1 protein-coding gene is annotated in these 878 nt (G+C 43.1%); it reads left to right on the top strand.

The window, feature by feature from the left end; genetic code table 11:
- A partial coding sequence (locus tag ACFINW_RS10000) for a Bgr_08870 family protein (protein ID WP_375674267.1) occupies positions 1 to 878 on the top strand: 878 nt, incomplete at both ends.

Genomic DNA, 878 nt, shown 5'->3' with positions numbered 1-878 from the left:
ACCATAAGCGAAATCACAAATCTAGAAAGCGCTCTCAATGGCAAAATGGCAGCGGATAAAACTTTCTCATTTGCTGATTTAAGCGATATCGAGGGTGCACACGATGCTGCCAACAATTATGTTCTCTATAAATCAAGCAACAATAACTTCACCTTTGGGAGTGCTGTCTCACTGTTAGGCGCACATCAACATAAAACCGAAGATATCGTGGGGCTTGATGATTTTAGAGCCAAGATCAATGAAGATCTCACAAGCTATGGTCGCTTAGCCAGCCCAAATGAATGGCAAAATTATAATAAATTTACCAGCAAAGTCACTATGAGTGGTGGCTTAGAACTGTTGGGTAATTCGTCGTTTAACCTTATCCATAATGGTGAAGTGGTTACCAATTTAAACACAAACGGAAGCACCTTGAAAGGACCTTTGAGGGTCGATGGAGATCTTGTTTATACGAAATCAGACATAGATATTCTCAAGCAAGAAATTAAAAAAATTAAACAAGGCTTAGTTGATAAACTCATTAATTGGTCTGCGCTTGCTGATGCTGAATTGCTCTATACACAGGATGGGAAAATTCAATGGCCTGATTGGGTAACGGATAAAACTAAAGTTGAGATCCAAGCATGGGGCGGTGGCGGTAGTGGTGGCGGAGCGGATACGCCAAGATTAGGAGGAGGTGGCGGCGGTGGCGGTTGTTCAGTCTGGTATGGCTATAAAGCCAGTTTAAACGGTCATCAAGATATTTTGATTGGTAAAGGAGGCGCTTCTGTTGCATCACGCAGTGCGACAGGAAATTCTGGAGGAACAACAGCTGTTGGAAAGAATTTTATTACGGCGACAGGAGGACATGGTGGTGGGGGTGCTTCTGCCTATCAATC

This window comes from Bartonella sp. AA18HLJMS, from assembly GCF_042197245.1.
Taxonomy (GTDB): Bacteria; Pseudomonadota; Alphaproteobacteria; order Rhizobiales; family Rhizobiaceae; genus Bartonella.
This window is presented reverse-complemented; position numbering and strand designations above follow the sequence as displayed.